24 protein-coding genes and 3 tRNA genes are annotated in these 25,185 nt (G+C 66.5%); 17 read left to right on the top strand and 10 right to left on the bottom strand.

Annotated elements, in window-relative coordinates:
• Positions 1-7 precede the first annotated feature (7 nt).
• Positions 8-1,396: an oxygen-independent coproporphyrinogen III oxidase gene (hemN, locus tag F792_RS0112440; RefSeq protein WP_018169880.1), complete on the bottom strand. Its 1,389-nt coding sequence runs from the start codon at positions 1,394-1,396 to the stop codon at positions 8-10.
• A 177-nt stretch (positions 1,397-1,573) separates the two neighbouring features.
• Here hemN and hpnD point away from each other — a divergent pair, with 177 nt between their 5' ends.
• The 3 genes from hpnD to F792_RS0112455 are packed head-to-tail and all read left to right on the top strand — an operon-like array spanning position 1,574 to position 4,570.
• The gene (gene hpnD, locus F792_RS0112445; protein WP_018169881.1) at positions 1,574-2,434 is read left to right on the top strand and encodes a presqualene diphosphate synthase HpnD; all 861 of its coding nucleotides are present in this window, start codon (positions 1,574-1,576) and stop codon (positions 2,432-2,434) included.
• 4 nt (positions 2,435-2,438) lie between these two features.
• Positions 2,439-3,785 (top strand): hydroxysqualene dehydroxylase HpnE, encoded by a 1,347-nt coding sequence (gene hpnE, locus F792_RS0112450; RefSeq protein WP_018169882.1) that lies wholly within the window; start codon positions 2,439-2,441, stop codon positions 3,783-3,785.
• Positions 3,782-4,570 carry an SDR family NAD(P)-dependent oxidoreductase gene (locus F792_RS0112455; RefSeq protein ID WP_018169883.1) on the top strand — a complete coding sequence of 263 codons (789 nt, stop codon included), beginning with the start codon at positions 3,782-3,784 and terminating at the stop codon, positions 4,568-4,570. Before hpnE ends, F792_RS0112455 begins: the two co-directional genes overlap by 4 nt.
• A gap of 12 nt (positions 4,571-4,582) precedes the next feature.
• Here F792_RS0112455 and F792_RS0112460 read toward each other — a convergent pair whose 3' ends face one another.
• The 3 genes from F792_RS0112460 to F792_RS0112470 all read right to left on the bottom strand — a co-directional run bounded on the left by F792_RS0112460 (position 4,583) and on the right by F792_RS0112470 (position 9,110).
• Positions 4,583-6,892, bottom strand: a complete 2,310-nt coding sequence (locus F792_RS0112460; protein ID WP_018169884.1) for a YgiQ family radical SAM protein — start codon at positions 6,890-6,892, stop codon at positions 4,583-4,585.
• 139 nt (positions 6,893-7,031) lie between these two features.
• Positions 7,032-7,430 (bottom strand): globin, encoded by a 399-nt coding sequence (locus F792_RS0112465; protein WP_018169885.1) that lies wholly within the window; start codon positions 7,428-7,430, stop codon positions 7,032-7,034.
• 117 nt (positions 7,431-7,547) lie between these two features.
• The gene (locus tag F792_RS0112470) at positions 7,548-9,110 is read right to left on the bottom strand and encodes a glutamate synthase-related protein (protein WP_018169886.1); all 1,563 of its coding nucleotides are present in this window, start codon (positions 9,108-9,110) and stop codon (positions 7,548-7,550) included.
• Between the two features lie 119 nt (positions 9,111-9,229).
• Between F792_RS0112470 and pdxH the strand changes: the two genes are divergently transcribed.
• The gene (pdxH, locus tag F792_RS0112475; protein ID WP_018169887.1) at positions 9,230-9,874 is read left to right on the top strand and encodes a pyridoxamine 5'-phosphate oxidase; all 645 of its coding nucleotides are present in this window, start codon (positions 9,230-9,232) and stop codon (positions 9,872-9,874) included.
• Positions 9,875-9,956: 82 nt separating this feature from the next.
• Positions 9,957-10,046 (top strand) — tRNA-Ser (locus F792_RS0112480).
• 272 nt (positions 10,047-10,318) lie between these two features.
• On the opposite strand, the gene F792_RS0112485 is transcribed toward F792_RS0112480, so the two are convergent.
• A tRNA-Val gene (locus F792_RS0112485) sits at positions 10,319-10,393 on the bottom strand.
• A 145-nt stretch (positions 10,394-10,538) separates the two neighbouring features.
• Between F792_RS0112485 and F792_RS0112490 the strand changes: the two genes are divergently transcribed.
• The 6 genes from F792_RS0112490 (at position 10,539) to F792_RS0112515 (ending at position 16,078) form a co-directional block, all read left to right on the top strand.
• A tRNA-Ser gene (locus tag F792_RS0112490) sits at positions 10,539-10,628 on the top strand.
• 490 nt (positions 10,629-11,118) lie between these two features.
• Positions 11,119-13,191, top strand: a complete 2,073-nt coding sequence (locus F792_RS0112495; protein ID WP_018169888.1) for a SulP family inorganic anion transporter — start codon at positions 11,119-11,121, stop codon at positions 13,189-13,191.
• A 122-nt stretch (positions 13,192-13,313) separates the two neighbouring features.
• A complete protein-coding gene (locus tag F792_RS0112500) occupies positions 13,314-14,003 on the top strand; it encodes a Bax inhibitor-1/YccA family protein (RefSeq protein ID WP_018145549.1) in 690 nt (229 codons plus the stop codon).
• Positions 14,004-14,106: 103 nt separating this feature from the next.
• A complete protein-coding gene (locus F792_RS0112505) occupies positions 14,107-15,078 on the top strand; it encodes a D-2-hydroxyacid dehydrogenase (protein ID WP_018169889.1) in 972 nt (323 codons plus the stop codon).
• A 5-nt stretch (positions 15,079-15,083) separates the two neighbouring features.
• Positions 15,084-15,302 carry a SlyX family protein gene (locus tag F792_RS0112510; protein WP_018145547.1) on the top strand — a complete coding sequence of 73 codons (219 nt, stop codon included), beginning with the start codon at positions 15,084-15,086 and terminating at the stop codon, positions 15,300-15,302.
• A 5-nt stretch (positions 15,303-15,307) separates the two neighbouring features.
• Positions 15,308-16,078: a class I SAM-dependent methyltransferase gene (locus tag F792_RS0112515; protein ID WP_018169890.1), complete on the top strand. Its 771-nt coding sequence runs from the start codon at positions 15,308-15,310 to the stop codon at positions 16,076-16,078.
• Positions 16,079-16,207: 129 nt separating this feature from the next.
• On the opposite strand, the gene F792_RS0112520 is transcribed toward F792_RS0112515, so the two are convergent.
• The gene (locus F792_RS0112520; RefSeq protein WP_018169891.1) at positions 16,208-16,768 is read right to left on the bottom strand and encodes a hypothetical protein; all 561 of its coding nucleotides are present in this window, start codon (positions 16,766-16,768) and stop codon (positions 16,208-16,210) included.
• 371 nt (positions 16,769-17,139) lie between these two features.
• Between F792_RS0112520 and F792_RS0112525 the strand changes: the two genes are divergently transcribed.
• The 3 genes from F792_RS0112525 to cyaY are packed head-to-tail and all read left to right on the top strand — an operon-like array spanning position 17,140 to position 18,237.
• A complete protein-coding gene (locus tag F792_RS0112525) occupies positions 17,140-17,475 on the top strand; it encodes a hypothetical protein (protein ID WP_018145544.1) in 336 nt (111 codons plus the stop codon).
• Complete coding sequence (locus tag F792_RS0112530; protein WP_018169892.1) at positions 17,475-17,861, top strand: DUF423 domain-containing protein; 387 nt, start codon at positions 17,475-17,477, stop codon at positions 17,859-17,861. Before F792_RS0112525 ends, F792_RS0112530 begins: the two co-directional genes overlap by 1 nt.
• A gap of 52 nt (positions 17,862-17,913) precedes the next feature.
• Positions 17,914-18,237, top strand: coding sequence for an iron donor protein CyaY (cyaY, locus tag F792_RS0112535; RefSeq protein WP_018145542.1), 324 nt, complete (start codon positions 17,914-17,916; stop codon positions 18,235-18,237).
• 21 nt (positions 18,238-18,258) lie between these two features.
• Here the strand turns inward: cyaY and F792_RS0112540 are convergent, their stop codons facing one another.
• The 4 genes from F792_RS0112540 to crcB form a co-directional block, all read right to left on the bottom strand.
• Positions 18,259-18,681, bottom strand: a complete 423-nt coding sequence (locus F792_RS0112540) for a hypothetical protein (RefSeq protein WP_018169893.1) — start codon at positions 18,679-18,681, stop codon at positions 18,259-18,261.
• 29 nt (positions 18,682-18,710) lie between these two features.
• On the bottom strand, positions 18,711-19,715 hold the full coding sequence (locus F792_RS0112545; RefSeq protein WP_018169894.1) for a thioredoxin fold domain-containing protein: 1,005 nt from the start codon (positions 19,713-19,715) through the stop codon (positions 18,711-18,713).
• 88 nt (positions 19,716-19,803) lie between these two features.
• Positions 19,804-21,090: a serine--tRNA ligase gene (gene serS, locus F792_RS0112550; protein ID WP_018169895.1), complete on the bottom strand. Its 1,287-nt coding sequence runs from the start codon at positions 21,088-21,090 to the stop codon at positions 19,804-19,806.
• An 85-nt stretch (positions 21,091-21,175) separates the two neighbouring features.
• On the bottom strand, positions 21,176-21,586 hold the full coding sequence (gene crcB / locus F792_RS0112555) for a fluoride efflux transporter CrcB (protein WP_018145538.1): 411 nt from the start codon (positions 21,584-21,586) through the stop codon (positions 21,176-21,178).
• A gap of 81 nt (positions 21,587-21,667) precedes the next feature.
• Here crcB and F792_RS0112560 point away from each other — a divergent pair, with 81 nt between their 5' ends.
• From F792_RS0112560 to F792_RS0112570, 3 genes are read left to right on the top strand one after another with little or no spacing between them, the layout of a single operon-like run.
• A complete protein-coding gene (locus F792_RS0112560; RefSeq protein WP_018169896.1) occupies positions 21,668-23,164 on the top strand; it encodes an FAD-linked oxidase C-terminal domain-containing protein in 1,497 nt (498 codons plus the stop codon).
• A 35-nt stretch (positions 23,165-23,199) separates the two neighbouring features.
• Entirely contained in the window at positions 23,200-24,150 is a 951-nt protein-coding gene (locus F792_RS0112565) for a GGDEF domain-containing protein (RefSeq protein WP_018169897.1), read from the top strand.
• 56 nt (positions 24,151-24,206) lie between these two features.
• On the top strand, positions 24,207-25,178 hold the full coding sequence (locus tag F792_RS0112570; RefSeq protein WP_018169898.1) for a sensor domain-containing diguanylate cyclase: 972 nt from the start codon (positions 24,207-24,209) through the stop codon (positions 25,176-25,178).
• Positions 25,179-25,185: the final 7 nt, after the last annotated feature.

Below are 25,185 nucleotides of genomic sequence, written 5' to 3' on the forward strand. Positions count from 1 at the left end.
ACCGCCGTCAGACCACCTTGCTGTAGCGCTGCGCGCTCTCCGTCTTCAGGTAGGCGTCGAAGGCCATGGCGACGTTGCGCAGCAGCAGGCGCCCGCGCGGCAGGATCTCCAGGCGCTCCGCGCCGATCCGTACCAGTCCATCGGCCTCCATGCCCTGAAGCCGCTCCAGTGCATCCCCAAGGACCTCGCCGAACACGATCCCGTGGCGCGCCTCGATCGCGGCGAAATCGATGCGCGAGTGGCACATGAGTTCGGTAATCACGTCCCGGCGCAGCCGATCGTCGGCACTCAGTTCGAGTCCGCGAAAGACCGGCAGGCGCCCGGCATCCAGCCGCGCGTAATAGGCATCCAGTTCGCGCAGGTTCTGGCTGTAGGTGGCGCCCACCTTGCCGATAGCCGTCGGCCCCAGTGCCACCAGGTCGTACTCCGCCCGTGTGGAGTAGCCCTGGAAATTGCGCTGCAGCGTCCCGGCGCGCTGGGCCGTGGCCAGTTCGTCGTCCGGCAGGGCGAAATGATCCATCCCGATGTAGACATAGCCGGCATCGGTCAGGCGAGCGATGGTGGTCTCGAAGATCGCCAGCTTCTCCGCGGCGTCCGGCAGGTCGGCCTCGCGGATCTGGCGCTGAGTCTTGAACATCTGCGGCAGGTGCGCGTAGTTGTAGATCGCCAGGCGCTCCGGGCGCAGCTCCAGCGCGCGTTCCAGGGTGGCGGTATAGGTCTCCACCGTCTGCAAGGGAAGGCCGTAGATCAGATCCAGGTTGGTGGATTCGAAGCCGTTGGCCCGCGCCTGCTCCACCGCCTGCGCGGTCACCTTGAACGGCTGGATGCGGTTCACCGCCCGCTGCACGTTCGGGTCGAAATCCTGCACCCCGAGGCTGATCCGGTTAAAACCCAGCTCGCCCAGCAGCGGGATGGTCCCGGGCCGCACCGCGCGCGGATCAATCTCGATGGAGAACTCGCGGGCATCGCTTTCGTCCAGGCGGAAGTGCCTCGCCAGCGTCGCCATCACCCGGCGCAGATCGTCATCGCCAAGATAGGTCGGCGTGCCGCCCCCGAAGTGCAGCTGCCCGACAGTGCGTTCCCGATCGAACAGCTCGCCCTGCAATTCGGCCTCGCGCTCCAGATACTGCAGGTAGCGCTGGGCGCGCTGGTAATTTCCGGTGATGACCTTGTTGCAGGCGCAGTAGAAGCACACCGTGTCGCAGAACGGGACATGCACGTACAGCGACAGGGGGCGCGCCGGATCGGCCCCGTTGGTCGCCTGCGCCGCCTCGGCATAGGCGCGGTCGTCGAAGCCCTCGTGAAACTGTGGCGCGGTGGGATACGACGTGTACCGCGGCCCACTCACGTCGTAGCGGCGCAGGATTTCGGGATCAAACACCAGGCGTTGTTCCATTGGGAGCTCCACAGCCGTCGCCGCGCACTCGCGACCTTGGTTCTGCAGACTACGGCCGCACGCCAGGCCCGAGCTTGATACAGGTCAACAATCCGCCTTCATGGCGCCCTCTCCCGCCCCCTGTGCTGCCTGTGCTAGCCTTCTCCTCCCTGTTCGACACCCGCCACGCGAGAGCGCATGTCCCCCGACGAGTATTGCGAGGAGAAGGCCGCGCAAAGCGGCTCCAGCTTCTACTACGCGTTCCGCTTTCTGGAACCGGATCGCCGTCGCGCCATCACGGCGCTGTACGCCTTCTGCCGGGAAGTCGACGACATCGTCGACGAGGTGAGCGAGGAGAGCATTGCGCGCACCAAGCTCGACTGGTGGCGCCAGGAGATCGAGCGCCTGTTCGCCGGCGAACCCCGCCACCCCATCACCCAGGCACTGCAGCCGCATATCGCCGCCTTTGACCTCGGGCGCGAGTATTTCGACGAGATCATCGACGGCATGCAGATGGATCTCGACTACGACAGCTATCCGGACTTCACCACGCTGTCGCTGTACTGCTACCGCGCGGCCAGCGTCGTAGGCATCCTGTCCGCTCACATCTTCGGCTACACCGATCGGCGCACTCTCAAGTACGCCCACGACCTCGGCATGGCGTTGCAGCTCACCAACATCCTGCGCGACGTGCACGAGGACGCCATGCGCGGCCGCGTGTACATCCCCATGGACGAGCTCAGCAAGCACGGGGTCAAGCCGGAGGAATTCCAGATCAACATCACCGACGACCGCCACCGCGCCCTGTTCGCGGAGCAGGCGGAACGGGCGCGACGCTACTACGAACGCGCCGAGGAACACCTCCCGGACGCCGACCGCTACGCCCAGCGCCCGGGCCTGATCATGGCAGCCATCTACCGCACCCTGCTCGACGAGATCGCGGACGATGGCTATCGCGTGCTGGAACACCGCGTACGCCTGACCCCGATCCGCAAGCTGTGGATCGCGTGGCGCACCGCGCGCCGCCTGAAGCGCGAACAACGCCGCCGCGCGGCCTGATGCCATGACCTCCAGCTCCCCCCCGGCCCCGGCGGTCGTGGTCGGCGCGGGCTGGGCCGGCCTGACCGCTGCGCTGGCGCTTGCTCGCGCCGGGCAATCCGTGTACCTGATCGAGGCCGGCAAGACCCCCGGTGGCCGTGCCCGCAACCTCGACCTGGACGGCACCCCGCTCGACAACGGCCAGCACATCCTGGTCGGGGCCTGCCAGCAGACCCTGCAGCAGATCCGTTCGGTCGGCATCAACCCCGAGCAGGCGTTTCAGGCCCTGCCCTTCGGCCTGCGCATGTTCGAGCCTACCGGCCGGCCGCAGGCCCCGGCGTTCCTGCTGGAACCGCGTTCGCCCCGGTTGCCCGCCCTGGCCGCCGCGCTTTACCGGGCGCTTGCGAAGCACTCCCTTGGTACACGCCTGCGTGCCCTGTCCGGCGCCGCCGCCATGTTGCACCGGCCCCTGCGCGACGATCTCCCCGTCCTCGACTGGCTGCGCCAGCGCCGTCAGCCCGACGCCCTCATTCGCAGCCTGTGGGACCCGTTGTGCCTGGCGGTGATGAACACCCCGACCCGAACCGCCTCGGCCCGCATCTTCCAGAACGTCCTGCGCCTGGCGCTCAACCATGGCCCGGAGGCCGCGCGCCTTCTCGTCCCCGCGCGGCCACTCGGCGAGCTGTTCCCGGAACCGGCTGTCCAGGAACTCCGGGAGCGTGGCGCCAGAGTGGATCTGGGCCGCCGCATCACCGCCATTGAGCGCAGCACGACTCACGACGCCGCCCCCTTCCGCCTGCGCGACCGCCAGGGCGTGGCGAGCCCGGCGCGCGGCGTGATCATGGCGACCCCTCCAGCCGCCGCCGCTGCCCTGCTGCCACACGAAACCGGCTGGGAGGCCACGCACCAGGGCCTGAATGCCATGGGCGCCCGCAGCATCTGCACGGTCTACCTGCGCTATGCGCGGCGCCTTGATGATCTTCCGCCACTACAGGGGCTGCTGGACCAGCATGGCCAATGGCTGATCGCGCGGCATGTCGCCGGGGCACCACACTGGCTGGCGGTCGTGATCTCGGCGGCCGACGACCTCGAACCGTTGACGGCGGATGCGCGATGGCGCACCGTCGCCCGCTCCCTGGCCCAAACCTTCCCCGAACTGGGCGAACCCGAGACCGGCCACAGCATTTGCGAACGCCGCGCGACGCTGGACGCGCAAGCCGGTCTGGATGCACGTCGCCCGCCGGCCCGCACGCCCTGGCCGGGGTGTTATCTGGCCGGGGATTACCTGACGCCTGCACTGCCGTCCACGCTCGAAGCGGCCGTACAATCTGGACTAGAATCGGCGCACCTGTATCTGGAGGACCATCCTTGACCGATCTCGATATTCCCCGCCTGCTCGCCTACCGCCCGGAACCCGGCGCCTTCGATGAACGCGTGATCCTGGTCACTGGGGCCGCCGACGGCATCGGCCGCGCGGTTGCCGAGGCCTGTGCCGCGGCCGGCGCGATCGTGGTCCTGCTGGACAAGGACCTGAAGGGCCTCGAAGCGGTCTATGACCGGATCGAACAGGCCGGTCACCCGCAGCCCGCGATCTACCCACTGAATCTCGAAGGCGCGACGGTCAAGGACTATGGTGACCTGGCGGAGAACATCCGCGACTCCCTCGGCCGCCTGGACGGGCTGGTAATGAACGCGGGCTGGGCCGGCGCCCTGATGCCGATGAAGAACTACGACCCGGAGCTGTGGTTCAAGGTCATCAACAGTAACCTGCACGGCCCGTTCTTCCTCACGCAGGCCGTCCTGCCGCTGCTGGAGGCCAGTCCCACCGGGAGCCTGGTCGTGTCCACTCAGAACGCCCGCAAGGCCTTCTGGGGCGCCTTCGGCATGGCCAAGGCGGCCCAGGACGGCCTGATCGACATCCTGTCGCACGAGCATCGCAACGAACCGCGCTTCCTGCACGTGAACGGTATCGACACCGGCCCGGTGCGCACCCGCTTCCGCGCCGGCCATTATCCCGGGGAAAACCCCGACCTCCTGCCCGAGCCCGAGGCCGTGGTCGGCCCCTATCTGTACTTCCTGGACCCCGGCGACCGCACCACCACCGGTCTGAACATCAGTCTGGAAGGCCAGGTCCCGGTGCCCGACGCGGCGTCCTGAACCGCAGCGGCGTCAGGCGCGCGGTCGTTTTCCGGCCGGGCGCCCTTTGCGCACCTTCCCACCACCCGCGCGCGGCTTGCCGCCCTTGGGCGCGGCAGAGCGTGCCCCGGCCTTGCCCGCTGGCGCTGGCTTGCCACCGGGACGCGCCGCAGCCTCGACGCCGTTGTGCTGCGTCTGGAAGGTCTGGCCGCGCTTTTTCAGCGCCTTGCCGCCACGGGTAATCCGCCCGCCGGTGGACGGACGTGCCGCACCCTGACCGGTCCCGGCCGGCTGCCAGGTCGGCACCAGGTGATGCTTGCCATTGCCGATCAGATCCGCACGCCCCATCCGTTGCAGGGCATCACGCAGTAGCGGCCAGTTGTTCGGATCGTGATAGCGCAGGAACGCCTTGTGCAGACGCCGCGCGCGCACCCCGCGAGGCACCGGGACGCGTTCGCTGGTCGTGCGCCGGATGCCGCGCAGCGGGTCACGCCCGGAATGCCACATGGCAGTGGCCAGGGCCATGGGACTGGGCAGAAACGCCTGCACCTGGTCGGCGCGGAAGTCGTTGCGCTTCAGCCAGAGCGCGAGCTGCAGCATGTCCTGGTCGGTGGTGCCGGGATGCGCGGCAATGAAATACGGGATCAGGTACTGCTCCTTCCCGGCCGCCTTCGAGTACTTCTCGAACATGGCCTTGAACCGGTCATAGGTCCCCATGCCCGGCTTCATCATGCGCGAAAGTGGTCCGGTTTCCGTATGTTCCGGGGCAATCTTCAGGTAACCCCCCACATGGTGGGTCACCAGTTCCTTCACGTATTCCGGTGACTCGATCGCCAGGTCATAGCGCAGACCCGATGCAATCAGGATCTTCTTGATGCCCGGCAACGCCCGTGCCTTGCGGTACAGGCGAATGAGCGGCGCGTGGTCGGTGTCCAGGTTGCTGCAAATGCCCGGGTACACGCAGGACAGTCGCCGACAGCTCTGTTCGATCTTCGGATCCTTGCAGGCCAGGCGGTACATGTTGGCGGTCGGGCCGCCCAGATCCGAGATCACGCCGGTGAACCCGTCCACCTTGTCGCGGATCTCCTCGATCTCGCGCAGCACGCTGTCCTCGGAGCGGCTCTGGATGATCCGCCCTTCGTGTTCGGTGATGGAACAGAACGTACAGCCGCCGAAACAGCCGCGCATGATGTTCACCGAGAAGCGGATCATCTCCCAGGCGGGGATGCGCGCATCCCCGTAGGACGGATGCGGGGCCCGCGCATAGGGCAGATCGAACACCGCGTCCATCTCGGGCGTCGACAGCGGGATCGGTGGCGGGTTGAGCCAGACCTCCTTGTCCCCGTGGCGCTGCACGATCGCGCGGGCATTCCCCGGGTTGGTCTCCAGGTGCAGCACCCGCGAGGCATGCGCGTAGAGCACCGCGTCGCCCTTCACCTGCTCGAAGGCCGGAATACGGATCACCGTTTGCTCGCGCGGGGTGCCGCGCGGGATATCCCGGTGAAAACGCACGACCTTCGCGCCCGCCTCCGCTTCGGCCGCCTGCGCATCCTGTGCCTCGGCATCGGCGCAGGTCTCGGGCGAGACCATGGCGTAGGGGTCGGGGTTGGCATCCACCGGTCCGGGGGTATCGACCTCGCTGGAATCCAGCTCCACGTAGCCGGCCGGCACCGCATCGCGCAGCAGGGCCGTCCCGCGCAGGTCCGTGATCTCGCGCGGGTCCTCGCCCGCCGCGACGCGATGGGCGAGTTCCACCAGGGCGCGCTCGGCATTGCCGAACAGCAGGATGTCGGCGCGCGAATCCAGCAAGACGGAGCGACGCACCTTGTCCTGCCAGTAGTCGTAGTGCGCGATACGCCGCAGGCTGGCCTCGATCCCGCCGGCCACGACCGGCACGTCCTTGTAGGCCTCGCGGGCGCGCTGGGCGTAGACGATCACCGCGCGGTCCGGGCGTTTGCCGTGCACGTCCCCCGGCGTATAGGCATCGTTGGAGCGGATCTTCCGCTCCGCGGTGTAGTGGTTGACCATCGAGTCCATGTTCCCGGCGGTCACGCCGAAGAACAGGTTCGGCCGCCCCAGGGCCCGGAACGGCTCGGCCGAGGTCCAGTCCGGCTGCGCAAGGATCCCCACGCGGAACCCCTGCGCCTCCAGCAGCCGGCCGATGATCGCCATGCCGAAGCTCGGGTGGTCCACGTAGGCATCGCCGGTCACCAGCACGATGTCGCAGCTGTCCCAGCCGAGATCGTCCATTTCCTCGCGCGTGGTTGGCAGAAACGGCGCCGTGCCAAAGCGCTTGGCCCAGTAGGGCTTGCGGGCGAACAGGGAATCGGGTGCTGCGGACATGACCAGGCTTCTTCCGGCGGACGCCGGCAACAGGAAATGCGCGCATTACACGCCGGGGGCGCCCCAAGATCAACAGGGCACGCCCGCGGGCGGGACTTCGCAGTGGGTAACCGGGCCGCCGGAAACGGCCCGGCTCGCGTCAGTAGCGCTCGATAAACAGATCGATCGCAGGACTCAGCGCGCCGCGCCAGCGCTGCGCCAGGGACTCCTCCCAGCGCGGATCCACCTCGCGGGCCGTCTCCACCATGCAGTTCAGCCACACCCCGTAGAGTTCCGGCGCCACCGGTACGCGGCCATGACGGCTATGCACCTCGGCCATCTTCTCCATGGTCGGGGCCACGAAGCTCTCGCCCTCGGCGTAACTGATCGCAGTGGAGATTGCCTGCCCGAGGGCCCGCTTCTGCTGCGACCAGTTGGTGGTCGTGAACGCCTGCGCCACCCGCTCGTCGGCGGCGAGAAAGCGTTCGTAGAAGCGATCCACGAAGTTGCCGGCTCGCCGACAACGCCCGTAGCTTTGGTGGACATCGGAGTAGCTCATCAAAAACCCCATTTCCGAAAAAGCGCGATTCTACCGGGATTGCTCCGAGGCGGGCTAATCCAGATCACCCCCGGGAGCAGGAACACATCGGGGTTACCCGGCTCCAGAGGACGGCCATCAACGTCCCTCGAGAACCCCTGCGTACTGGATACCGGCGAGACGTGCGAGATCGCGATCGAACGTGGTCAGATCATTCGGCCCGAAGTCCTCCAGACTGGAATGCCCACAGGCCCGCGCCAGTACTTTCATCAACTCGGTGGAACCATTCAGGAAACGCTCCAGCCGCTCGCTCCCCTCCTGCGGGTCCAGCCGGCTGCGCAGTTTCGGATCCTGGGTCGCTACACCACTGGGGCACTGATTGGTATGGCACATCCGCGCGCTCACGCAGCCCACGGCCTGGATCGCCGAATTGGCGAGGGCAATCCCGTCCGCACCGAGGGCCAGGGCCTTCACGAAGTCCGCGGGCGTGCGCAGCCCACCGGTAACCAGCAGCGTCACCCGTCCAGTGGCGCCGTTGGCATCGAGAAAGCGCCGCGCCCGTGCGAGCGCCGGGATGCTAGGCACGCTGATGTGATCGCGCAGCAGGGCCGGCGCGGCTCCCGTGCCGCCGCCTCGGCCATCCAGGATCAGGTAGTCGGCGCCAGCCTCCAGGGCAAAGGCCAGGTCCGCCTCGATGTGGTTGGCCGACAGCTTGAATCCGACCGGCACACCACCGGTCTTCTCGCGCACCGCGTCGGCAAACCGGCGGAAATCGTCCGGGCTTTGCAGATCGGCATGGGCAGCGGGTGAATGGGCATCCTGCCCCGCCTCGATCCCACGCACCCGCGCAATCTCGTCACTCACCTTGCTGCCCGGAAGAACCCCGCCCAGCCCGGTCTTCGCCGCTTGCCCGGCCTTGAAGTGAAACGCCTGAATCTGGTCCAGCACCTCGTCCGAATAGCCAAACTGCGCCGGCCCCAACTCGAACAGGTAGCGCGAATTCTCTGCCTGCTCGGCGTCCAGCATGCCCCCCTCGCCGGAGCAGATACCGGTCCCGGCCCGCTCTGCCCCGCGCGCCAGGGCGATCTTTGCCTCGCGCGAAAGCGCACCAAAGCTCATGTCCGACACCAGCAGCGGAATCGCCAGTTCCAGCGGGCGCTTCGCCTCGGGCCCGATCACCAGCGAGGTGCCCACGTCGGCATCTTCGTCGAGCGGGCGTGTGGCCAGTTGCGCCGCCAGGAGCTGCAGCCCGTCCCACGCGGGCAATCGATCGCGCGGGACACCCATGGCCACCGTTGTGCCATGGCGGCCCACACCCTCCAAGCCATCGCGTGCCAGGGCGTGAATCCACTCGACATGCGGTTCAACCGCGCTGTTACGGGGGCTCGGGGCCTGATCGCCCTGATCCGATGCCTCGGAATCCCCTTCCGCCGCGCTCGCGGGCTGACCCACCGCGTCCTGATCGAACTGCGCATGCGTCCCGTCGCAGTACGGCAGATTGCCGGACTGCTTGCACTGACACAGGTACGCCTCGCCGTCCTCTTCCGCCGTGAAAATCAGCGGCTCGATACCTGTGCCCTCGTGCGAGCCGTCGCAGAATGGCTGATCCTTCGAGCGCCCGCAGCGACAGAACGCGTACTCCTCGCCCTTTGTCAGTTCCACTCCCCGGGGTTCCACTGCGGCGATAATCGGTTCAGCCATCAGATGCTCCTTGCGCTCGAATTGAATCGTCCTCATCTGTGACAGTGAAAGTCGCACAAATTTCCGAATCCCCGCCGGCGCCGTATGATGACGTCGTCGCATCCAGCCCAGGGGGCCCCATGAGCACCGCCGACCACCGCCATACCCGCCGCGATTACACCCACGCCGAACTTCGCCGCAGCGACCTGCACGAAAACCCGCTCGGCCTGCTGAATGACTGGCTCGAGGCCGCCCGTGAAGCCGGCAACCCGGACCCAACCGCCATGATCCTGGCCACCGCCGGCGCCGACGGCCAGCCCTCCGCTCGCACCGTTCTGCTCAAGCACGTCGATCCCGAGGGCCTGGCCTGGTACACCGACTCGCGCAGCCGCAAGGGCCAGGACCTGAGCGAAAACCCGCAGGCCGCCCTATTGTTCTACTGGCCCGAGACCGAGCGCCAGATCCGGGTCGAAGGCCCGGTCACCGCCCTCCCGGGCGAACTGGCCGATACCTACTTCCACCAGCGCCCGCGCGGCAGCCAGATTGCCGCGGCGGCCTCGACCCAAAGCCACCCGGTCGCCGGCCGCGACGAACTCGAGCAGCGTGTGCGTTCGCTGGAGCAGCAATACCCGGAGGGCGACATTCCGCGCGATCCCGCCTGGATCGGCTACCGCCTGCAGCCCGAACTGTTCGAATTCTGGCAGGGCCGCCCCAATCGGCTGCACGACCGGTTCCAATACCACCGCGTGGGCAGCGACTGGGAGATCACCCGTCTGATGCCCTAAGGGAGACGCTACCGCTCGGCCAACCGAATCTGCTAGGATTCGCTCCGTCGTAGCGGCTCGACCCCGCGCGGCAAGAAGATTCGGAGAGGTGCCGGAGTGGTCGAACGGGGCGGTCTCGAAAACCGTTGTACTCTCGCGAGTACCGAGGGTTCGAATCCCTCCCTCTCCGCCAGATTCAAGCAAGGGGGCCCTAGTGGCCCCTTTCGCGTTCTTGGCCACAGATGCCTGGAGATTCGAACCCGAGGAATCGGAAACGATGGTTCGACCGGTGGCGCGCACGCGACACCAGAACGCCGCAGCAAAGCGAAAGCGGCCAGCCGCGCTGGCCGTAATCCCTCCCGCTCCGCCAGATTCCGCAAGCGCCTCTCATGTCACATGCGACCGTCTCACAGGCACAAAAAAAGCGGCCCTGTTTCCCGAGGCCGCTTTCTTGTTATTCAAAGCTGGTGGGCGGTACTAGGTTCGAACTAGTGACCCCTGCCGTGTGAAGGCAGTGCTCTACCGCTGAGCTAACCGCCCGGAGCGCGGACAAGATTAGGGTTCAAGCGATCGAACGTCAAGCGTTGCATGCCGAATATCCCGCTCCCATCGACCCCTTCGCCGGGAGACCCGGCACCGCCCCCGGTTGCCAGCCCGTCCCCCTTGCCAGACAATGCTCAGCCTCGGAGAGGTGGCAGAGTGGTCGATTGCACCGGTCTTGAAAACCGGCAGGGGTGAAAGCCCCTCGAGGGTTCGAATCCCTCCCTCTCCGCCAACTTTCAGCTAAGGGCCCAAAGCGGCTCCTTTCGCATTTCCAGACCCAGCGTTCCGCGATTCGAACCCGAGATTCCAGAAAGCGGGTTCGACCGGTGGCGCAACGCGACACCGGAACGCCGTAGCAACGCGAAGGCGACCCGAAGGGCGGCCAGCGGGGCTGGCCGTAATCCCTCCCTCTCCGCCATTTCCAGCCTCCCGGCCGCAGTCATCTCCCGGCTCCGGCAGACGAATCCCCTTCGCAGCTTCCTCGCAATACATAGCCGATATGGTATGTGTCATATAGAACAAGTTAGATAGAAGAAAATGGACTGACCGCCTATAATCTGGCGCTACTTTCGCGACTGCGCCCGTGCATCCGACCGGGCCCAGCACCGGCTGCCAGTATTGTGACGACGGCCCTGGCAAGCCCCGGCCCGGACTGCCCTTGGGCCCATTGCATCGGTTCCGGCCGTCGTCAACCCTCACGAACTGGCCAAGCGAGCGACCCGATGAATTCGATTCTGCTGCGAGTGTTCCCCTTCCTCAGCTGGCGCCCGACGAAGCAAACCCTCAACGCGGACCTCATCGCCGGGATCTCGGTCGCCCTGGTCCTGATCCCGCAGTCCATGGCCTATGCCCAGCTGGCCGGGCTGCCGCCGGTGTACGGGCTTTACGCCTCCCTGCTGCCCGTCATGGTCGCCGCGCTGTGGGGTTCATCGAACCAGCTCGCCACCGGCCCGGTCGCCGTGGTCTCGCTGCTTACCGCCTCGGCGCTGATACCGCTGGCCGCCGAGGGCTCTTCCGAATTTGTCATGCTGGCCATTGCCCTGGCATTCATCGTGGGCCTGGTCCAGTTGATGCTGGGGTTGTTCAAGCTTGGCGCGCTGGTCAGCTTTATCTCGCATCCGGTCATCGTCGGCTTCACCAATGCCGCGGCCATCATCATCGCCCTGTCGCAGCTGAACAAGATCCTCGGCGTCCCGATTGATACCAGCGGCCACTTCATGCTGGGTCTCTGGGGCGTGATGACGGAACTGGGCAGCGTCCACTGGCCCACGCTGGCGTTCGGCGTCGGCGCCATTGGCCTGATGGTGCTGATGAAACGGTTCGTGCCGAAGATCCCGGGGGTACTTGTCGCCGTGGTCGTGGCGATCCTGGTGAGCTGGGCAATCGGCTACGAGCAGAAGGCCGAGACGTCCCTTCAGCAGATCGCCCCGGCCCAGGTTCTGACTCTCGCGCAGTCCATCGAGAGCGATGGCAGGCGCCTCGCCGATCTCGACGAGCAGATCCGTCGGCTGGAAGCAGAGCTCCAGGAACAGGAAGGCGCCGAGGCCGTGCGCCTGCGCCACGAGGCCGACCAGCTGCGTCTGCAGCGCGATGAACTGCGCCCCGAACTTGCCGGCATGCGCGAGGAGATCCGCGACATCACGCTGCGTCGCGTCCCCGGCGAGAACGATCAGCCTGCGCGGTTCATTGCAGACGATCACCTGACTGATGCCGAACGTGCACGCGCCGATCGCGCCGCATGGCGTATCGAACGGGTCGGTGAAGATACCGTGCATCTGAATGGCGGCGGCGCCGTGGTGGGCAATGTGCCCCAGGGCCTCCCCGGGTTCTCGATCCCGGATATCACCTTCGGCACCTTCACCACGCTGCTGACCACCGCCTTCGTCATCGCGCTGGTGGGCTTCACCGAGGCCATCGCGATCGCCAAGGCCATGGCAGCACGGACCGGCCAGCGCCTGGACCCCAGCAAGGAGTTGATGGGTCAGGGTCTGGCGAACATCGCCGGCGGCTTCACCCAGGGCTACCCGGTCAGCGGCTCGTTCTCGCGATCAGCGGTCAACCTGAACTCCGGCGCCAAGACCGGCCTCTCCTCGGTCTTTACTGCGGTACTCATCGGCCTGGCCCTGCTGTTCCTGACGCCGCTGATCTATCACCTGCCACAGGCGGTCCTCGCTGCGATCATCATGATGGCGGTTGCCGGGCTCGTGAACTTCAAGGCCATCAAGCACGCATGGGTGGCCAACAAGCACGATGGCGCTGCCGCGGCCGTGACCTTCGTTGCGACCCTCGCAATGGCTCCGAACCTGGACTACGGCATCCTCACCGGTGCCGGTCTGGCCATCGTGCTGTATCTGTACCGCACCATGAAGCCGCGTGTCTCGGAACTGGCACGCTATGAGGACGGCACCCTGCGCGAGGCCCAGCGCTACGGCCTGGAGACCAACGAGAAGGTCGGCATCATGCGCTTCGATGGGTCGTTGTACTTCGCCAACGTGCCCTACTTCGAAGATGCCGTACTGGACCTGCTGGCCCGCCACCCACAATCCAAATATCTGATCGTCGTCGGCAAGGGCATCAACGAGATCGACGCCTCCGGCGAAGAGGTCATCCATCAACTGGTTCACCGCCTCAAGGCGCGCGGCATCACGCTCGTGTTCGCCGGCGTCAAGGCCCAGATCATGGAGGTCATGCAGCGCACGGGGCTGGACGACATCATCGGCAAGGACAACATCTTCAAGTCCACCGACCATGCGGTGAAGACCATCTCGGAAAAGGTCGGCGAGCCGATCAAGTAACCCGCGCCGGGCCGATCACCGCGTGATCGGCCCGCATGCCCTGAAACCGCAAGGGAAACGCTGCAACCGGGAACGCTTGTCGCTACACTGTGCTTGTTTCGAATCCAATGAGGAGTTGACCCGTGTCCCGAGACCAGATCGTCCGCTCGAGTCGCAATCCGTCCAGCACTGGTTCCATCAGCGAGACCATCTCCACCAACAAAGTGATCCGGCAGACCTACATGCTGCTGTCGCTCACCCTGGCGTTCAGCGCGATCACCGCGTTCATCGCCATGGCGGTCAACGCGCCGCCGGTGCACTGGATCATCATGCTGGGGGTGCTGATCGGCGGCCCGTTCGCCATCCACGCCGCGCGCAACTCGGCGCTGGGCATCGTGCTGACCTTCGCCTTCACCGGCGTGCTGGGCTTCTTCCTCGGCCCGATCCTGAGCATGTACCTGGGTCTGCCGAACGGGCCACAGATCGTCGGCAACGCCTTCGCCGCCACTGCGGTCGCGTTTGTCACGCTTTCCGGCTACGCCCTGGCTACCAAGAAGGACTTCAGCTTCCTCGGCGGCTTCCTGGTCGTCGGCCTGATCGTCGCCCTGCTGGCCATCGTTGCCAACCTGTTCCTGGCGATCCCGGCTCTGTCGCTGGCCATCTCGGCCGCGGTTGTCCTGCTGCTGTCGGCCGCCATCCTGTTCGACACCAGCCGGATGATTCACGATCCCGAGGCCAACTACATCGTGATGACGGTCTCGCTGTACGCGAACCTCTATGTGATGTTCCTGCACCTGCTGAACCTGTTCCACGCCTTCATGGGCGACAACTAGGGTTCCGCGCTGCACAGCACGGCAGGAATGCGTTCCAGGGCCCCGCACAGCGGGGCCCTTTTCATTGGACACCATCTTCATTGAATACGGATACACGCCGATCATGAGCCACCTTCAACGCGGCGTCTTTCTCGATCTCGCCACGGTCGACCGCGACGATCTTGACCTGACCGAACTCCGGGCCAGCCTTCCCGTGTGGTCCTTCCACGAGCACACCGAGCCGGATCAGCGGCTGGGCCGGATCGGCGATGCCGAGGTGATCGTCACCAACAAGGTCGAGCTGAATGCGGAGGCACTGGCCGCCGCACCCCGCCTGCGACTCGTCTGCGCCGCCGCCACCGGCACCAACAATATCGACGTGGAGGCAGCCCGCCGCCTGGGTATCGTCGTCAGCAATGCGCGCGACTACGCCACCGACTCCGTGGTGCAGCACGTCTTCGCCCTGCTGCTGACGCTGGTCACCCAACTGGACGCCTACCGCGCGGACATTCGCGCCGGTCGCTGGAGCGCCTCCGATCAGTTCTGTCTCCTCGACCACCCCATCGGCACCGTGGCCGGAATGCGCCTCGGCATCATCGGCTGGGGCGTACTGGGCCGGGCCACCGCGCGCGTCGCCGAGGCCTTTGGCATGGAGGTGCTGGTCGCCGAGAGCCTGAATCCGGACCGCGCAGCACAAGAGGATCGCGTGCCGCTGGAACGGTTGCTGGGACAATGCGACGTCATCAGCCTGCACTGCCCCCTGACCGCGACGACCCGGCACCTCATCGATGATGCCGCCCTGCGCCAGATGCGTCCGGGGGCCCTGCTGCTGAACACCGCCCGGGGTGGCCTGGTCGATCCCGAGGCCCTGGCCAGGTACCTGCGCAGCGGGCATCTCGGCGGCGCCGGCATCGACGTACTGGAACCGGAACCCCCACCGGCGGATCACCCCCTGCTGGCCGACGATATCCCCAACCTCGTCCTCACGCCCCACACCGCCTGGGCCGCGCGAACCGCCCGACAGCGGGTGATCGACGAGGTTACGGCCAATATCCACGGCTTCGCGAGCGACCAGCCGCGCAACGTGGTGGAGTAACCCACATGGATTCGGAAGCCCTGCAAAAACGCATCGAGGATCTGGAGATCCGCCTGGCCCATCAGGAATACACCCAGGAGGAGCAGGCCCGCGTGCAACTGGAGCTGCAACAGGCCAATACCGAGCTGCGCCAGCAGGTCCAGTGGCTGCGCGATCGCATGCGCGACCTCGAGGAACACGGCGGCGGGCCGGAGGGCGCCGAACCACCCCCGCCGCACTACTGACGCCCATGCCACTCACCGTACGCGCGGCCCCCGGCCACGAGTCCGCCGCCAACGCACTGCGCCAGGCCTTGGCGGCGCGCGGCTACGCCCATGCCGGGGAAGCCACGCTCGTGCTGGAGACGGGAGATCGCGGGCTCGAACTGGTCCGCGAGGACGTACACCCGCCGCTGCGACTGCAGCTGGACTTTGCCGCCGGGCGCCAGGGCTATCGCCTCGCCCATGCCGGTCACCAGCGCGAGGGCCTGATCCGCGCCTTCGGCAGACTCCCGCGTGACGGCCATGTGCTGGATGCCTCCGCCGGCCTGGGCCGCGACACCCTCCTGCTGGCCGCGCACGGCTTCCGGGTCACGGCCTGGGAGCGGCATCCCGTGGTGTACCACCTGCTCGCCGACGCGCTGGAACGCGCGGCGGCCAGTCCGGAACTCGCGCCCATCATCGGACGCATCACCCTGCACGAGGGAAAGGCCGATCCGGCGCATCTCGCCGTCCCGGCAATGGCCGCGGTCTTCGATCCCATGTTCCCGGAACGGGCCAAGCGGGCCGCGGTGAAAAAGGACATGCAGCTGATGCAGGCGCTGATGCCCGAGGCGGCCGACCCCGACGCAGAGCAAACCCTGGCCACCCTGCGCCAGAACGTGGAACGTCGCGTCATCGTCAAGCGCCCGCTGCATGCGCCCGCCCTCGGTCCCGACTCGCCCCAGGCGAGCATCAAGGGCAAGAGCGTGCGCTTTGACCTCTACCCTGCCATCACCCTCGCGAAGGTGGAGGACGGCTGACTCAGACCGTCCAGGCCGGACACGGTTTTCCGCGTCCGCAGAGACACCCGCATACCGGGTTGGCGCCTCCCGGAACCACGTCACCCCTGGGGCCCTGTGAAAGAGCCGGGGCCGCTTGGGAGGTGACCTTCACGGTCTGCCCAGGATCAGTTGGTCATCCCCGGCGAAGCGATAGTCGGGGATGGGCAGGTTGCGCCGGGCCGATTGGTCCGCATATACGCGGCCGGCGCCGTCGTAACGTCCGCCCCGGCAGCGGTCGACAAAGCCACCGCTCCAGCCGTCGGCCTCGTCCGGGTGGACCAGGTCCAGCTCGCAACCCAGATCCGCACTTTCGCCGATCACCACCAGCCACTCGGGCCGGAAGCTGCGCAATGGCCGATCCAGCCCGTCCGGTTGCTGGCCGCGGCGGGCCTCCGGGTCGACCAGCTCGTCATCACCGGCCAGGGCGGCCTGCCACGCCGCATCGCGATGGACCACAAGCACGTGGCGGCTACCGTGAATCACACGCAGGGCCTCGCCCGGGGCAATCTCGGCAAGATCCACCCGCAGCGTCTCGCCACGGGTATCGCCCGGTCCGGAAAAGGCGTACCGGAGCATCACCCCAACCAGCAGCAGGGCGGCCCCGAGAACCATCAGTTTGATCAGGGCGCGGATGCGTACCCGAGTCAGCGAGTCGTTTGTTGCGTGCACCTGGTATCCCCGTTCGCGTCCGGAAGCCCCCGGAACCCGCGTCGAAATCGCTTTGCCTGAGACGGACGCACGCCGAGGGACATACTGATGAATGTACACCCTCGCGCTCGAGTCGCTTTTGCGTGCGAACAAGGCGCGGTGAGCGAAGTGTAGCCGAGCTACATAAGCGAGCCGCAACGCTGGGCGCACGCAAAAGCGGCCGAGCCCCTGCATTCAATGGTTTATGGGGTTGGCACCCCAGGTTCCCCGATCCTGCGTTGCGCCGCTTGCGGGTAGAACCACTACCCGCTGCACGACGCGCCTTGTCTCGGAAAACCTGGGGTGCCAACGCGAGTGTGTACATTCATCAGTATTTCCCTAGACTATGCAGCATGAATGAACCCAAACGCTCCAGTCGCACCTACGTCGGCCTGTACAACGACATGTACGCCGGCATGACCCCCATCGGCAATTTCATCCGCGATGCCTGGGTATTCGGCATCCTCCCGGAGGACGAAACCTGCGATGGCTGGGATGTCTCGCGCATCCAGATGCTGCATGACCAGGTCAACGCCGAGTGGGACAAATACAGCCTGCGCATCAGCAACCTCCCGCCCGAGCTGCGCGAGCGCCATGAACGCATCCATAACGAAGCCATCGAGCGCGCCCGTGAGCACGGCTGGGTCGCCGGCCAGGACATCGACAGCGAGATGGGCGACGACGCCTGATGGGGGCCAGCGAACCGCTGATTCGCCCCCTTGTTGTCATCGCTGCCCTGTTGGCAGGGATTGCCGTCGTCCTCGGCGCCTTCGGCGCCCACGCCCTGCAGGAACGCCTGACGGAACAGGCCCTCGCGACCTGGCATACCGGCGTCCAGTATCACTTCATCCATGCCCTGGCCCTGCTGCTGATCGCGGCGTTGTGGGCCCACCTGGCCAACGGCTGGGCCGCTGCCAGTGCTGTGGCGTTCGTGATCGGCATCCTGCTGTTCTCTGGGAGCCTGTATGCCCTGGCGCTCGGCGCACCCCGTATCCTCGGCGCGATTGCACCGCTGGGCGGCACGGCGTTTATCCTCGGCTGGGCCGGGTTGGCCATTGCCGCCTGGCGCGGCTGACCTATAATCGCGGCGCAGCCAACCCCCTCTTCCCGACCGTATCGAGATCCCCATGAGCCAGACCTCCTTCGCCGTATTCGCCGAAAACACCCTGGACGACATCCAGACCCGCCTCACCGAGCAAAGCGCGCTGGACGACCTGGACATTGACCTGATCGACGGCGTGATGACGATCGAATTCGACGATGGCGCCCAGATGATCCTGAACCGCCAGGAGGCCGCACAGCAGATCTGGCTCTCCTCGCCCGAAGGACCGGCCCATTTCGGCTATTCCGACGAGGAAGGCACCTGGATCGACGATCGCAACGGCGAAGAGCTGCACGCGACCCTGGTGCGGGTCATCGAACAGAAACTGGGCGTACCCGTCGAGCTCTGATCCGGAGATCACAGGTCGCTGTCAGTCGCCCTTGCCGGCCCCCTTCTTCGAATCGTCCGGGCCCGCGGCCTCGCGTTCCTCCTGCGTTGCGGGCGCCTCTTCCAGCGCCCGCAGATGCGCCTCGACCTCGGCCAGTACCGGGTGGGGCTTGTCCTGTTCCAGCGCCATATCGATCGCCTTGAGCGCCTCCACCGCCTCCGCATCGCCGCGTAGCGGCATGCGCGCTACGCCCAGCGCCAGCATGCGGAACTGGCGGAACACCAGATAGCTGAGCGTCGCCACCACCAGGGCGGCCCACACGTTGTCCTGGAACCAGAGCCATACCGCCGCCCCGTAGCCCCCGAAGGTCAGCGCGAAGATTCCCAGCGCCACGCGGTGGGAACGGGCAACGATACCTTCCAGCACTTCACGGTTGCGGATTACGAAGTCACGGTCGAAATGCAAAGGGATGATTCCTTGAGTCAGCGGCGTGGTCAGGGGCGCGGCGGCTGCTGGGCACGCCAGCGTTCGAAGGTCGGATACTCCTCGTAGCCACGGGTCAGGACAAAGTCCAGCACGTTGCGCAGCCGATTCTGGTGGACGACCGAATCGATGCGGATAATCTCTTCGCCACGCTCGTCGAAGAAAATGAGCGTGGGCGCCCAGTGCACACCCAGTTCCGCGGCCCAGTCTTTTGCGTTGGTGCGGTCGCCACCCGGCGTCAGCACCGGCGTATCGGCATCGTCGGCATCCAGCTGCACCGCATCCATCAGGCCGATGCGCTCCAGCACCTCGTCCTGCTGCAGCGGCTCGGAGTGCATGATATCGCAGGCATGGCAGGCCTCGCGCTCAAAGAACACCACCAGTGGGCGTTCGGCGGGGATTCGGCTCCGATCCAGCGCATACGGCTGGTTGATGAAGAACTCCCGCTGGTTGATGTCGTCGAGATCGAACTTTGGCGGTGGGTCGGCGCGCTCCAGATAGTCGCGAAAACTCTCCTCGCGATCATGCCGGTCAATCACGTATTCCAGCAGCGCGCGGAACCGGTATGGCGGGTAGTAACCGCGCATCTGATGGATGCGCTCGCCGTCCTCGTCGTAAAAGGCAATCGAGGGGGTAAAGTTCAGCCGTTGTTCGGCGGCGTAGCGCCGTTCGAGCCAGGTCTCGCCGTCCAGGTCCGTGACTTCACGTGTGCCCAGCGCGTCGATAGCCACCACGTTGAAGTGTGACGCCAGGTACTCGCGGATATCGTCCTGTGCGAAGTTCTTGTCGAACAGCGCCTCGCAATAGGGGCAGTCATCCATGCCGAAGTAGACGGCCAGCCCCATCTTTCCCTGCTCCACCGCATCTTCCAGGTCCTCGCGCAGATCGAGGAAGCTCAGCTCGAACCAGTCGGGCGTATGCAGCCCAATCGGGCGCGGGGTGTCATCGAACACGATCCCCTCGTCGGATTCGACGGATTCGTCCGCCACCGAGGCGGTCGCGAACAACATCACCATGCCTACCAGCGAGACGCTCGCCAGCCAACCAAACCAACTCTTCCTGCCAAGGGCGTTATTCACGTCAAGCCGACTCCCGGTGGACCTCCTATTCGGACGGTGGCTCCATCACCGAGGTTCCCCCGAGATACGGGCGCAGTTTTTCCGGGATGCGGATCGAGCCGTCCGCCTGCTGGTGATTCTCCAGCAATGCGACCAAGGCCCGGCCCACCGCAACCCCGGACCCGTTGATGGTATGCACTAGCTCCGGGCGCTCGCCCGCCTTCGGCCGGAAGCGCGCTTGCATGCGGCGCGCCTGGAAGGCCTGGAAGTTGGAGCACGAGGAGATCTCGCGGTAGGCATCCTGGGCCGGCAGCCAGACTTCCAGGTCATAGGTGCGCGCCGCGGCAAAGCCCATGTCCCCGGCGCTCAGGAGCATCACGCGGTAGGGCAGTTCCAGCGCCTGCAAGACCCGCTCGGCATGGCCCAGGAGTTCCTCCAGTGCGGCATCCGAGGTCTCCGGCTGCACGATCTGCACCAGTTCCACCTTCTCGAACTGGTGCTGCCGGATCAGGCCGCGCACATCGCGCCCATAGCTGCCCGCCTCGGAACGAAAACACGGGGTGTGGGCCACCATCTTCAGCGGCAAGGCCTCGGCATCGAGGATCTGCTCGCGCACCAGGTTGGTCAGGGTGACCTCGGCGGTGGGGATCAGACGGTAGCGCTGGTCACAGTCGACCGAGAACAGGTCATCGTCGAACTTCGGCAATTGCCCGGTCCCCTCCAGCGATTCGGGATTGGCCAGGTAGGGGACGTAGGTCTCCTGGTAGCCGTGTTCGCCGGTATGGAGATCGAGCATGAACTGGGTCAGTGCCCGGTGCAGGCGCGCCATCTGACCGCGCATCACCACGAAACGCGAACCGGCCACCCGCACCGCGGCCTCGAAGTCCAGCCAGCCACCGGGCAGGCCCAGGTCCACGTGATCGCGCGGCGTGAAATCGAAGGTCCGCGGGGTCCCCTCGCGGCGGACCTCGACGTTGTCTTTCTCGTCCAGTCCGTCGGGCACGTCCACCTGCGGCAGATTCGGGATCTGCATCAGCATCGCATCCAGCTCCTGCTGGACCCCGTGCAGATCGGTCTCGCACTGCTTGAGCTCGTCGCCCAGGCGCCCGACCTCGGCCTTCAGCGGCTCGATGTCCTCGCCCCGCGCCTTCGCCTGCCCGATACCCTTGGAGCGAGTGTTGCGGTCGGCCTGCAGCTCCTGGGTGCGCATCTGCAACGCCTTGCGGCGGGCCTCCAGGGCCTTGAAGCGTTCGCGGTCCAGGGTATAGCCACGGCGTTCCAGAGCGGTGGCAGTCGCATCCAGGTCCTGGCGCAGGCTGTGGATATCAAGCATGACGGATTTCCGGCAAGGGGTGGAAAGAACGACGGGGAAGTCTACGGTTGCCGCCCCGTGGCGTCCACGGTCGCGGCCAATGCCCTCACGAGGCGACCGGCCCGACCCCCAGCAGGAATCGAGTTCCGTGGAGCCCCGCTGCCGCAGCCAGCACGCAGACCAGCAGGCTCGCGAGCATGTAGCCCAGTGCACGCGCCCAGGCGCCTACATCCACCATGTGAACGACTTCCAGGGAGAAGGTGGAGAACGTCGTAAAGCCACCCAGCACCCCGACGACCAGCAACAAGCGCCAGGCCGGGTGCAGTTCCAGGCGCTCCACCAGCACCACGGCCAGTACCCCGATCAGGAACGAGCCGAGGATGTTGATGCTCAACGTACCCCAGGGAAAGGCACGCCCGAAGTGCGCCACCATCCACTCCTGCATCCCCAGCCGCAGTGCCGAGCCCAGCGCACCGCCTGCCGCCACTGCCAGATACGAGCCCAGCCCAATGCCCATCATCACGTCCCGCTTGCGGAAAAGACCCACAGTTTATGCGATCACCTCACACGGACCCAGCAGACCCCTACCATCGAGGCCATGAGCGCCCATCCCGCCACACCGCCGACCGAGGCCGCCGCACAGGCGCTGGCTGCGGTCATTGAGGGTCTGACCACCGAGCTGCCCTCGGACGCCCTGGTGGTCGAGGCCGCGGAACGCCGAGCCTATGAGTGCGACGGTCTCTCCGCCTACCGCCAGATCCCCGGGGCCGTGGCCCTGCCACGGACCCACGAGGAACTGCTGACCTGCCTCCGGCTTTGCCGCGAGCACGGGGTCCCGATCGTGCCACGCGGGGCTGGCACCGGGCTGTCCGGCGGCGCCCTGCCCAGCGAGACTGGGCTGCTGCTATCCCTGGCGCGCTTCAATCGCATCCTGGAGATCGATGCCGACAACCGCTGCGCGGTCGTCCAGCCCGGCGTGCGCAACCTCGCGATCTCCGAGGCGGCGGCCCCGCAGGGGCTCTACTACGCACCCGACCCGTCCTCGCAGATCGCGTGTTCCATCGGCGGCAACGTGGCCGAGAACGCGGGAGGCGTGCATTGCCTGAAGTACGGACTCACCGTGCACAACGTGATCGGGCTGGAACTGGTCACCCTCGAGGGCGAGATCATCCGCCTCGGCGGCAAGACGCTGGATAGTGCCGGACTGGACCTGCTCGCCTTCATGGTTGGCTCGGAGGGCATGCTGGGCATCGTCACCGAAGTCACCGTGCGCCTGCTGCCCCGCCCCGAGCGCACCCAGGTCCTGCTGGCCAGCTTTGACCAGGCCGAGGCCGCCGGACGCGCAGTGGCAGGCATCATCGCCGCCGGACTGATTCCCGCCGGGCTGGAAATGATGGACAACGCTGCCATCCGCGCTGCGGAGGACTTCGTCCACGCCGGCTACCCGGTGGAGGCGGCCGCGATCCTCTTGTGCGAACTCGACGGGACCAACGCCGAGGTCTCCGAGGACGTCATGGTGGTACGCCAGAAGCTCCTGGATCTGGGGGCCACCGAGGTGCACACCGCCCGCGACGACGCCGAACGCGCATTGTTCTGGGCCGGGCGCAAGGCCGCGTTCCCTGCCGCCGGGCGTATTTCGCCGGACTACTACTGCATGGACGGGACCATCCCGCGCCACCAGATCGGGACGGTGCTGGAACGGATCAACACCCTGTCGCGCGAGGTTGGCCTCGGCGTGTGCAACGTGTTCCACGCCGGCGACGGCAACCTGCATCCACTGATCCTCTACGACGCCAACCAGCCCGGGCAACTGGAAACGGCGGAGGCCTTCGGCCAGCAGATCCTCGAACTCTGCGTGGAGGTGGGTGGCACCGTCACCGGGGAACACGGCGTAGGCGTGGAAAAGCTGGACGGCATGTGCGTGCAGTTCGCCGCGCCGGAACTGGAGCAGTTTCACCACCTGCGCCGCGCGTTCGACCCGCTCGGGCTGCTCAACCCCGGCAAGGCCATCCCCACCCTCGCCCGCTGCGCCGAGTTCGGACGCCAACACGTCCACGGTGGGCAGCTGTCGCACCCAGAACTCCCGCGCCTGTAGGATGACCGGCTCGACCGAACCGAGCTAAACCTCCAATGCCCCGGGCCACCCTTGCTACCGCACTGGCCGACGACTTCTCCGGAGCCGTCGACGCCACCCTGAGGGCGCTGCAGGCGTTGATCCCGCTGGACATGTGGATGCTCACGCGGGTCGAATCCGACGACTGGGTGGTATTGCACACCCACGGCCACGCACCGCGCATCCGTCCCGGGGCGGCATTCAGCTGGCAGCACTCCTACTGCGTGCACATGAACGCCGGAGACGGACCGAACATCGCCGCCGACACACGCACGGTTCCAGCCTATGCCAGTGCCCCGATCAATGACGTCGCAACGATTGGCTGCTACATCGGGTTCCCGCTGTACGATGCCGATGGCGAACTCTTCGGCACGCTTTGCGGATTGCATCCCGAACCCATGGACCCCGCGATCGAACACCATGAGCCGGTCGTTCGTGCCCTGGCAGGATCGCTGGGGCACCTGCTGCGCCTCAGCCAGCGCGCCGAGGGGCTGGACCGGTTGCGACAGCACGCGGCCCTGGCCGCCCACGGTGATCCCCTGACCGGCGTGCTCAACCGCCACGGCTGGGAGCTCGCGGTAGACGCAGAGGAGACCCGCTGCCAACAGAGCGGCCAACCCGCCGGCATCATCCTGTTCGATCTCTTCCCCGGGGACTCGAGCGTGGACAGCACTGGCATTCAGGATGACACCGAACTGGTTCGCGCGATCCTCGCCCTGCAGGGCCTGGCAGGCCCCAGCGACCTGATCGGTCGACTCGGTGGCACCCGCTTCGGCCTGCTCGCGATCGACCTGAGGGCGCAACCCCTGGCGGCGCGGGCGCAACACATCCGACAGGCCCTGTCCGCAAAGGCCATCCCCGCGGCCATTGGCCACGCCATGCGCGAACCCGGTGCTGGAAGCCTGGAACACGCCCTGAAGCGCGCGGAACGCGAACTGCGCCCGGCAGCGCGACCTGCGATCTCCTAGACTTTTTCCATCCTGCGCGGCGAACAGCCGCCCCCACCGTCTCGACGGAATGCCCCATGGCCCGAATCTTCGATCCCCCCGATACCGCGCCCTCGCCGTTCAACCTCGGGGTCGATCACGTCCTGAAACTGCTCCGCCGGATCGCCCCCCTGGACGTCTGGATGCTGACCCGCATCGAGGGCAACGAGCAGATCGTGGTGCGCGCCGACGACCACGGGTACGGCATTCAGGCCGGCACGGCCTTTGACTGGAGCAACTCCTTCTGCATCCGCATGCTCGCCGAACGCGGCCCGCGAATCACGCCGGACGTACAACAGGTTCCCGCCTACCAGGAAGCCCTCGCCGCACAACCCGATCCCCCCGCCATCGGCAGCTACATCGGGTTTCCGGTACAGGACCACGAATACGAGATGTATGGCGTACTTTGCGCGATGAATCCGGAGCCCATATCGGCCGACATCGAAGCGCAATCCGACCAGATCCAGGCCGCCGTCACCGTCATCGAGTCACTGATCCGCCAGCGCCGCCAGATCGACGAACTGGAACGCGAGCGCGAGGCCCTGCGACTGGAGGCCTACAACGACGCCCTCACCGGCACCTGCAACCGGCGCGGCTGGCTACTCGCGTTGAGCGCCGAGGAACAGCGCTGCCAGGATCACAGCCTCCCGGCGGGTCTCGTCGCCATCGACCTCGACAACCTGAAGACCGTCAACGACCAGGAAGGCCATGACGCCGGCGACCGATTGATCAAGGCGGCTGGCCAGGCCCTGCGGGATGCCAGTCGCGAAATCGACATCATTGCCCGCCTGGGTGGAGACGAATTTGGCGTGCTGCTTCCGGAGACGCCGGCCGACCACCTCCCCGGGATCGCGAACCGGCTGCGGGCGGCGCTGCAGGAGGCCGGTGTGTCGGCGTCCATCGGTTACGCCTGCCGCACCGTCAGCGGGTCCCTGCCCGAGGCCCAGACCAGCGCCGATGCCGCGATGTACGCCGACAAGCGCCAGCGCCGCGGAACCCCCGGGCCCTGACGCCCTC

Origin of the sequence: Thioalkalivibrio sp. ALMg9 (assembly GCF_000380625.1) — a bacterium.
Classification (GTDB): Bacteria; Pseudomonadota; Gammaproteobacteria; order Ectothiorhodospirales; family Ectothiorhodospiraceae; genus Thioalkalivibrio; species Thioalkalivibrio versutus.

Coding starts and splice junctions, on each gene's coding strand:
- hemN (WP_018169880.1), bottom strand. CDS start 1,396: ATGGAACAACGCCTGGTGTTTGATCCCGAAATCCTGCGCCGCTACGAC.
- hpnD (WP_018169881.1), top strand. CDS start 1,574: ATGTCCCCCGACGAGTATTGCGAGGAGAAGGCCGCGCAAAGCGGCTCC.
- hpnE (WP_018169882.1), top strand. CDS start 2,439: ATGACCTCCAGCTCCCCCCCGGCCCCGGCGGTCGTGGTCGGCGCGGGC.
- F792_RS0112460 (WP_018169884.1), bottom strand. CDS start 6,892: ATGTCCGCAGCACCCGATTCCCTGTTCGCCCGCAAGCCCTACTGGGCC.
- F792_RS0112465 (WP_018169885.1), bottom strand. CDS start 7,430: ATGAGCTACTCCGATGTCCACCAAAGCTACGGGCGTTGTCGGCGAGCC.
- F792_RS0112470 (WP_018169886.1), bottom strand. CDS start 9,110: ATGGCTGAACCGATTATCGCCGCAGTGGAACCCCGGGGAGTGGAACTG.
- pdxH (WP_018169887.1), top strand. CDS start 9,230: ATGAGCACCGCCGACCACCGCCATACCCGCCGCGATTACACCCACGCC.
- F792_RS0112495 (WP_018169888.1), top strand. CDS start 11,119: ATGAATTCGATTCTGCTGCGAGTGTTCCCCTTCCTCAGCTGGCGCCCG.
- F792_RS0112505 (WP_018169889.1), top strand. CDS start 14,107: ATGAGCCACCTTCAACGCGGCGTCTTTCTCGATCTCGCCACGGTCGAC.
- F792_RS0112510 (WP_018145547.1), top strand. CDS start 15,084: ATGGATTCGGAAGCCCTGCAAAAACGCATCGAGGATCTGGAGATCCGC.
- F792_RS0112515 (WP_018169890.1), top strand. CDS start 15,308: ATGCCACTCACCGTACGCGCGGCCCCCGGCCACGAGTCCGCCGCCAAC.
- F792_RS0112525 (WP_018145544.1), top strand. CDS start 17,140: ATGAATGAACCCAAACGCTCCAGTCGCACCTACGTCGGCCTGTACAAC.
- F792_RS0112530 (WP_018169892.1), top strand. CDS start 17,475: ATGGGGGCCAGCGAACCGCTGATTCGCCCCCTTGTTGTCATCGCTGCC.
- cyaY (WP_018145542.1), top strand. CDS start 17,914: ATGAGCCAGACCTCCTTCGCCGTATTCGCCGAAAACACCCTGGACGAC.
- F792_RS0112545 (WP_018169894.1), bottom strand. CDS start 19,715: ATGGTGATGTTGTTCGCGACCGCCTCGGTGGCGGACGAATCCGTCGAA.
- serS (WP_018169895.1), bottom strand. CDS start 21,090: ATGCTTGATATCCACAGCCTGCGCCAGGACCTGGATGCGACTGCCACC.
- crcB (WP_018145538.1), bottom strand. CDS start 21,586: ATGGGCATTGGGCTGGGCTCGTATCTGGCAGTGGCGGCAGGCGGTGCG.
- F792_RS0112560 (WP_018169896.1), top strand. CDS start 21,668: ATGAGCGCCCATCCCGCCACACCGCCGACCGAGGCCGCCGCACAGGCG.
- F792_RS0112565 (WP_018169897.1), top strand. CDS start 23,200: ATGCCCCGGGCCACCCTTGCTACCGCACTGGCCGACGACTTCTCCGGA.
- F792_RS0112570 (WP_018169898.1), top strand. CDS start 24,207: ATGGCCCGAATCTTCGATCCCCCCGATACCGCGCCCTCGCCGTTCAAC.